Source organism: Lacticaseibacillus camelliae DSM 22697 = JCM 13995 (assembly GCF_001436615.1).
In the GTDB taxonomy this organism is placed as follows: domain Bacteria; phylum Bacillota; class Bacilli; order Lactobacillales; family Lactobacillaceae; genus Lacticaseibacillus; species Lacticaseibacillus camelliae.
Window position 1 is genome coordinate 1679 of record NZ_AYZJ01000076.1, and the last position, 6524, is coordinate 8202.

The 6524-nt window shown below is 48.0% G+C and carries 10 protein-coding genes and 1 pseudogene; all 11 read right to left on the minus strand.

The genetic code is table 11. The features are described from left to right. On the minus strand, positions 1 to 95 hold a 95-nt coding region (locus FC75_RS13040; RefSeq protein ID WP_235808735.1), incomplete at its 3' end, for a conjugal transfer protein. Between the two features lie 61 nt (positions 96 to 156). Next, positions 157 to 654 (minus strand): antirestriction protein ArdA, encoded by a 498-nt coding sequence (locus tag FC75_RS10125; RefSeq protein WP_054665960.1) that lies wholly within the window; start codon positions 652 to 654, stop codon positions 157 to 159. Between the two features lie 3 nt (positions 655 to 657). After that, positions 658 to 879, minus strand: coding sequence for a hypothetical protein (locus tag FC75_RS10130; RefSeq protein ID WP_014571615.1), 222 nt, complete (start codon positions 877 to 879; stop codon positions 658 to 660). Positions 880 to 977: 98 nt separating this feature from the next. Continuing rightward, positions 978 to 1712 carry a DNA-methyltransferase gene (locus FC75_RS10135; RefSeq protein WP_054665962.1) on the minus strand — a complete coding sequence of 245 codons (735 nt, stop codon included), beginning with the start codon at positions 1710 to 1712 and terminating at the stop codon, positions 978 to 980. A gap of 130 nt (positions 1713 to 1842) precedes the next feature. Beyond that, complete coding sequence (locus FC75_RS10140; RefSeq protein ID WP_056989813.1) at positions 1843 to 2169, minus strand: hypothetical protein; 327 nt, start codon at positions 2167 to 2169, stop codon at positions 1843 to 1845. Beyond that, entirely contained in the window at positions 2159 to 3349 is a 1191-nt protein-coding gene (locus FC75_RS10145; RefSeq protein WP_054665964.1) for an XRE family transcriptional regulator, read from the minus strand. The genes FC75_RS10140 and FC75_RS10145 overlap by 11 nt, the downstream gene beginning before the upstream one ends. Positions 3350 to 3585: 236 nt before the next feature. Further along, complete coding sequence (locus FC75_RS10150; protein WP_056989814.1) at positions 3586 to 4716, minus strand: ImmA/IrrE family metallo-endopeptidase; 1131 nt, start codon at positions 4714 to 4716, stop codon at positions 3586 to 3588. 35 nt (positions 4717 to 4751) lie between these two features. Continuing rightward, positions 4752 to 5432 carry a DUF5986 family protein gene (locus tag FC75_RS10155; RefSeq protein WP_056989815.1) on the minus strand — a complete coding sequence of 227 codons (681 nt, stop codon included), beginning with the start codon at positions 5430 to 5432 and terminating at the stop codon, positions 4752 to 4754. A 138-nt stretch (positions 5433 to 5570) separates the two neighbouring features. Continuing rightward, entirely contained in the window at positions 5571 to 5831 is a 261-nt protein-coding gene (locus FC75_RS10160; protein ID WP_054665971.1) for a hypothetical protein, read from the minus strand. After that, positions 5828 to 6103, minus strand: coding sequence for a hypothetical protein (locus FC75_RS10165; protein WP_054665974.1), 276 nt, complete (start codon positions 6101 to 6103; stop codon positions 5828 to 5830). Before FC75_RS10165 ends, FC75_RS10160 begins: the two co-directional genes overlap by 4 nt. Next, positions 6093 to 6524 (minus strand): annotated as a pseudogene (locus FC75_RS10170) (ATP-binding protein); the annotation flags it as partial. The pseudogene FC75_RS10170 and the gene FC75_RS10165, both read right to left, overlap by 11 nt.

The window sequence follows — 6524 nt, forward strand, 5'->3', positions numbered from 1 at the left end:
TTAAAAGTAATTGGGAACGGTAGTTGCAGGTCATTGATGGCATACAGCACCTTTTCCACTGACCAGATGCTGGTGTAGGATCTGACTTTCTTCATGTGATCTCCTTTCGTAGTGAGATAAAAAGGCTGACGCCTTTTGTAGCGCCAGCCCAGAGAGTTAGTCTAATAATTGGTAGATGCCATAAGGTGTTTCAACGAAACCTCCTTCAATTTCGAGGTCACGTCCGACTTTGGCATAGTCGATATAGTTTTCGACTTGTGGCGGAATGTCGCCGAACCAGTCTTCGTCAGCCAGTTCTTTGGCCAATTCCGTCATGTTCGCAACGTGATAACAGGCGATGTCGTCTTTGTGCGCAGCGAGTTCGATCACGTTGTCGTACCATTCGCCGATAAGCTCTTTGATGGCAGGGTAAATCTCGGTGCCTTTCAATGCTTCAATGGCCGCGGCAGCTTCATTTATCTCACCAATCGTTGAATACTCACTAAAGACAACGGGGCCTTCGTAGTCCTGAACCATGTACTCTTCGTACTGGTCGTTCAGTCCTAGCTTTTCGGTAAGTTCTTCATTGTTGATTGGTGGCGTGAACCAGGCACCAACAATTTCACCCTCATTATATTTGCCAAGATTAGCAATAAAGACTTTGATGTCGTCCATAGGTTAAGCCCCCATGACGCGATTGAACAGATTCAGCAGCACGTCTTTGACGCCAGCCGTGTTGAATACCAACCCCACGGCAATGATCGCAATGATCAGAAAACCGATGAGCTTAGAGAACTCCCTCTTGAAGCCCAGGTAAACACCGATAATGGCAATCGCCATCAGTACCAAGCTCTGGGCGTTTGAAGTGAACCAATTAAACAAGTTTTGTCCGAAATTCATAATAATCATCCTTTGATTTTTAGTTTTGCGACCAGGGCTCCTTTCAAGATTGCCGCTGTTTTGATGTGGTCAGCGGCGACCAGATCGTGAGTGATGAATCAGAATAGTTCAGTTTGCGTAGCATGATGTTGCTTGATTCGGTCGTTAGCCCGGCGCCAGTATTCTTCGCTAATTTCATAGCCGATGAAATGGCGGTCAGTGTCCATTGCGGCGATCGCGGTGGTGCCAGACCCCATACAGTTATCCAGCACGATTCCGCCGGGCTGGGTGTAAGTCTTGATGAGGTAGGCAAAAAGATCGACGGGCTTTTGTGTCGGGTGCCAGCCGGTGCGATCAGACTTGTAGTTGAGCACGTCAGACGGGTAGTTCGTCCACTCTTGCGTGTAGCTATCAGGTGCGTTCCACGGGTGCAGCTGGTTGGCCCTCTCATACTTGCGTGAGTTGACGGTTTTGTTATAGGGGAGTAGTCCTTGAGGAAAATAATTCATTCCTTTGGTATCAGGGGAGTTACCAAAGTTAGCTGTGCCCGATTTTGAGAAGACGAGAATCTCCTCGAACCGGGATAGCGGACGGTTCTTGGCATTAACGAAGTTGGTGACAGTATTCTTGATCCAGACCCACTTGTAGCGGTACAAGGCCGGATTTGATTGTACTAAGTCCGCAGAGAACCGTTCGGTTGCGGTGAGTACGATCGCGCCTTGAGGTTTAATGAGCCGTTCGTATTGACCCCAGAGGTGGGCAAACGGAATCACCTTGTCCCAAGCGTTTGCTGTGGTGCCATACGGTAAGTCGCACAGGATCATGTCGATAGAGGCTGTTGGTAAGTCCGCCATACCTTCCAGACAATCGCGATTGTAGATGACGTCTAGTTCGATTGCGTTGATACTCCTTTAGTTGAATTTGTGACCATCACTCCTTTTTGAATTGCGATTGTTTTGGCGCGGTCAATCGCGACCAAGTCTGTTAATCGAAAAATAGGTCTTCCACTGGTGCAGCGAAGACCGGCCAGCCTGATTCTTCGGCTGTTTGATAAAGCAGTCGGCGCAGTTCACCGTAGTTCAAAGCGCGACCATCACGGCCAATCAATGCCGCTGGGTGTTCTTGTTGCTGGTGCCGCCAAGTGATGTAGTTTTGTGCCGTGAAGCCAAAACTATTCATGTCGCAGATACGGCGGTACTTCTTGTGTTCAACGACGCCGACTAGCACGGCCTTGTAGACGTAGACGTTCAGCACGCAGTCTTTGAATGCCTTGCCTCGCAGCGGGTGAGAAGCAAGCACGTCATTGACCAAACATGTCACCTCCTAGTTCTTCGCTACCGACAGTCTGCTGCTCAATCAGCTTGAGGTGCTTGTCGGTTAGTTCGGCGTCCTTGATCATGAGCTGTAAGTCAGTAGTGCCGAAGTAGTTGTCAATTTCCTTGATAACCTTGAGCGTGGGCATGACTTGCTTTTGGAGCCACGCTTTGGTCTTGTTCAGGTCAAAGGGTTGTGGGTCAGTAGTTAGGCGGATCGGCTGACGACCTTTACCAATGAAGTATGCCCAACGTTCGTTGAGCGGCCACTTGAGGCGGCTTTTGTCCGGGACTTCATCCACGAAGCGCATATAGCGGGTGATGATACCGAACGCAACCTTTTCAGCGTCGCGGGTAATCAGCATATTCTCAATCGCTTTAATCGCCCGCTCGTTCTTCAATCGAATCTCAAATCGGTTGATGATCGGCGTGTCAGCAATCGAGATGCCATGCTTGGCAGCTTGTTCAGCGGCTTTTTCGTATATGCAGAAATACACGTCGCTTTTCATCGTGCCGACGTAAAGGGTATTGCCTCGGCCAGCCTCGTCGAGATCCACGAGCTTGCCTGATTGCAGCCCTTGAAACGACCGCATGACGGAAATGCACTCGTTGTTCAGGCACTTATCGACCAGCTCTGGAATGTTTAGCAGGCCAACCTTGTCGTTAATCGCAATATCAACCCGCTTGAAGATGCCGCCAGCTTCATCGACCCGAAGAAAGTAGTCGTACCAGTTCTCACCGCGGCTAAGTAGAATGCCTTCAAACTCTCGGCAGCCTTGACCTTTCATCTCAACCAATGTGCCGAGGTTGGAGCCAACCGGTGCCACCATGACCTGAATGTTGGAGAAAATATACATGGCCGAATAACCGTAGAAGCCGTGTTCCTCAAATATGAGGTGTTCTGGGGTCAGCCCGAGAATCTTGGTGATCACGGCCTTGGCGTCATGTGTGGGAAACCGTATCCGCATGTAGTCAAACATCAGCGTCAGTTCTGGTTCATCGTTCCAATTCTTGAGCAGCCGGTCGATTTCCATTTGTAGAGACGAACTAGGGTTAGTCTTACCGTTTTCCACTTGGACGTAATGCATCCGTGTGACACCTAAGCGCCGGGCGACTTGAGCTTGCGTCAGTCGTAATTGTTTTCGATGTAGCTTAACTTGTTCATGCCAAGAAAACACATTTAGCCTCCTTTGATTTTTGAACAAAAAAAGATGGATGCGGGGTGCAATCCATCATTTTATAACTATTCAATTTAAACCTGTCATATCAGGCTTTCTACCTTGTGTTCAGGCACAGACGTTGTATTTAATACCCCCCTGTTAGAGTACTGGGGGTAAGCGGTCGGCTGGCGCCGACCGCTGCCACTCACGCTTGCGGCTTTCGCGCTGCCCGCCGCGCGTGGCGGCAGGCCCTTTTAGGCCAGTGGTTTTAGTTGCACAATATCGGCCTTGAATCGGCTGATCGGAACTCCGATGACCTGTGCAAGTATTTCCGTTGGGAAAGCCACCCCGTACTCACTGTTGAGTATTCCCGGCAATTCTCGTGCTTGTAAAACGTTTGCGCTTTCCAATAAGTCGAGAGACTGATGTAAGAGTTGCGGCTTTGAGGGCTCTACGATACCATCAAGTTTCTCTTTCTTTCGCCAGCCGCGGGCACTGATGCGTTTTTGAAGGCGAAGATACTGATCGGCATTGATTAAGCGGAGCGAGCGAGCACGGTGCACCATTGCACCGGCAGCTACGTACCATTTCATCTTAAGGCGAATATATTCATCAAGATCCATTAGATTGCCACTAATAGATTTCTCAAATGCTTGTGCGGGTAACAAAAATTCTGAAGCAAATTCGTCAGCTTCTTTTTCCATTTGACGATATTCTTGAGTATCAAGAGTTTGTGGCTCCACACTATCTGAATGAAGGATAAAATGTCCCAATTCATGTGCAAGGCTAAATTGCTGACGAAAGAAGGTTGTGCTGTTAGCATCTACGAGTACGACGTAATAGCGGTGTTGGTTGACATCGACATAGCCGCTATGGGCGTCAATTTTTTCAGAACCAGAATTCACGAGTGCTACCAAAATACCATGACTTTCTAGAAGTCGAAGTACATTTTTGATTGGATCATCTCCAAGCTCCCAAGACTGACGAAGCTGGATAGCAGCAGCCTTGGGGGACTTTGATGTGATGTCCTCCTGAAATAGCGAAGGAAACTCGACATATTCACTGAACATGTTCCGTACAAGGCCGGTTGCTTTTTTGTACGTTTCACTTGGCATTTTTTCAGACTGGGTGGAAGTCAAGCGGCTTCTAAAGTAGGTTCCTTCATCTTTATATTCAAATTTGTTGGTACCAGTAAAAAAATCAACTGGGAATTGAAGCTCCCTGACGATTTTCTGAAAAACTTCAAGCCCCGGCTGAGCAGTTCCTCTTTCATATCGAGAGACCATCTGTTTTGAAACGCCGGCTTTTTCGGAAAGGCTTGTAATGGTTAGCCTACGATAGCGCCGAGCTTCCCGAAGACGGTCACCATTCAATTCAAAGCCCATTTTGCAACATCCTCACTAATAGTTAATTGTAGGCATTATGCCTTTTTGATTTTAAGCTTGACCAACGGGGTCGACTCGCTAGGACGTTTAACAGGATCAGTTCCCAGCGAATCTTCTTCAGTTGTTTCTTCTTGATCAACAAGCATGTCGCTGATGTCCATGCTTTCAATCGTCGAGCCGTTTTGGTCAAGCAGATAAACAGCGCCACCAGTCGGTAATGATTCAGCATAATCGAATGCTACGACATATACGCGATCGATTTCACCAGCGAATTCACCTAAGATATTGTCACAGTCTTTTTCTCGTGCTGCTTCTTCATCTTCGTCAAGTTGGAAAAGTGATTGTTGCTCACTTTTCGCTTCGGGATTTAGGCGAAGTAGGCTGAATAAGTAGTGGTGGCAATACCCGTTGGCTTTAAATCTTTTTTGCAGTGCCTTTAAGTTGTCATGCGTCATCAATAGGAAGACTTCGCGTTGTTGTACATCGACAACTGCTTCAAACTGCCAAAAGCCGCCACGTTGAACGTGACGAATTTTTATATTATCATTTTCTGGAAACTTGTCAGTAGTCTGTTGACCACGACGAGCCCAAACAGCTTGGGATAAACCAGTATGATTTACGGAAGCAATCGAGGCATCAAAGTCAGGGCGTACATCGCGAGCGGTCGTAGACATGACATCGACTGCTGCGTGGAGGATAGTTGGGTTTGGTTTCATTGCAAACCGACCTTTCGTATTTGATATTAGAATCATATCACGTCGGTTGACGAAATTCAACAAAATCCGATTTTTACGCATTTTAGTATCACAGTTTCTCAAAACGACGCAGCTTAATTTTTCCCATTTGAGATATAATCAGTAGTGGTGCGCCAAGTCATGGTAGGTGAGAACCATGCCGTCGCCAGAAATATCAGCCGTGAACCAGAAGTACACGGGTTTGCCTGATACGGTGCGGTCAGCGGTAAGCTCTAGCCAGTGATCACCGTCTTCCCACGGCTCGATGTAATCGCAAAGCTCCATCAAGGCGTCTTCGGCGTCACTCATTGTCCCAGCTTTGATTGTATTGGCGTAGTCTTCTGTAAATTGCATCTTGTTTCTAAATTGTGGTGTAATCATTCTTCATCACCTTCATCTGCGACGTTGGTGTAAGTCATGATCAAGCCACCGTCGTCGCCAGTGGTAACATTGAACCAAAAGCGTTTCGGAAAGCGATCAGCGGTCAGTCCGCCGGGAGCGCCCATCCAGATTCGTGAATCCGGGTACTCGTGGGCGTGCATTGCCATCCATTCGAGTTGGTCTTCCGCGTCTTCGCCAGACTGGAAAGGTACGTTTTCGTGAAAGTCGTTGAGGAATTGCGATCTGTTTTCGATTTTGACATCAGTGTTCATTTAGCATCTCCTGTTCTGTTGGGGTTGCAGGAACGGTATTGGCTACGGCACCAATTTCGGTGAGGAAATCATAGCCGCGCGGTACTAGTGGTGTGTAAAATTCAGAGATCACGCTACCGCCAGTGTCAACATAGCCGCGTCCCTTGATTGGTTTTTGGAAGAAGTCCTTGTTGGTTTCGCCGAACATCATGGAATAGCCCAGCTCACTCATGCGCCCAAGAGCGACCCGGAACATGAACTGATCTCTTATCCCGTCGCCCAAATACTTTGCGTCAGGGCGTTGGCAGGCCAACACGAGAAAGAAGCCAGCTTGACGGCCAAGCATGACAATCTGTTTGAGCTTGGACATGACTTGCATGGCATCACGGCCAAGCATATCCATAAAGGCGACATATTCATCAAAAATCAGAAAATGGGCGGG

Bases quoted from the DNA above. Each gene is read 5' to 3' on its own strand.
- FC75_RS10125 (WP_054665960.1), bottom strand. From the start codon at position 654: ATGGACGACATCAAAGTCTTTATTGCTAATCTTGGCAAATATAATGAG.
- FC75_RS10130 (WP_014571615.1), bottom strand. From the start codon at position 879: ATGAATTTCGGACAAAACTTGTTTAATTGGTTCACTTCAAACGCCCAG.
- FC75_RS10135 (WP_054665962.1), bottom strand. From the start codon at position 1,712: ATGGCGGACTTACCAACAGCCTCTATCGACATGATCCTGTGCGACTTA.
- FC75_RS10150 (WP_056989814.1), bottom strand. From the start codon at position 4,716: ATGGGCTTTGAATTGAATGGTGACCGTCTTCGGGAAGCTCGGCGCTAT.
- FC75_RS10155 (WP_056989815.1), bottom strand. From the start codon at position 5,432: ATGAAACCAAACCCAACTATCCTCCACGCAGCAGTCGATGTCATGTCT.
- FC75_RS10160 (WP_054665971.1), bottom strand. From the start codon at position 5,831: ATGATTACACCACAATTTAGAAACAAGATGCAATTTACAGAAGACTAC.
- FC75_RS10165 (WP_054665974.1), bottom strand. From the start codon at position 6,103: ATGAACACTGATGTCAAAATCGAAAACAGATCGCAATTCCTCAACGAC.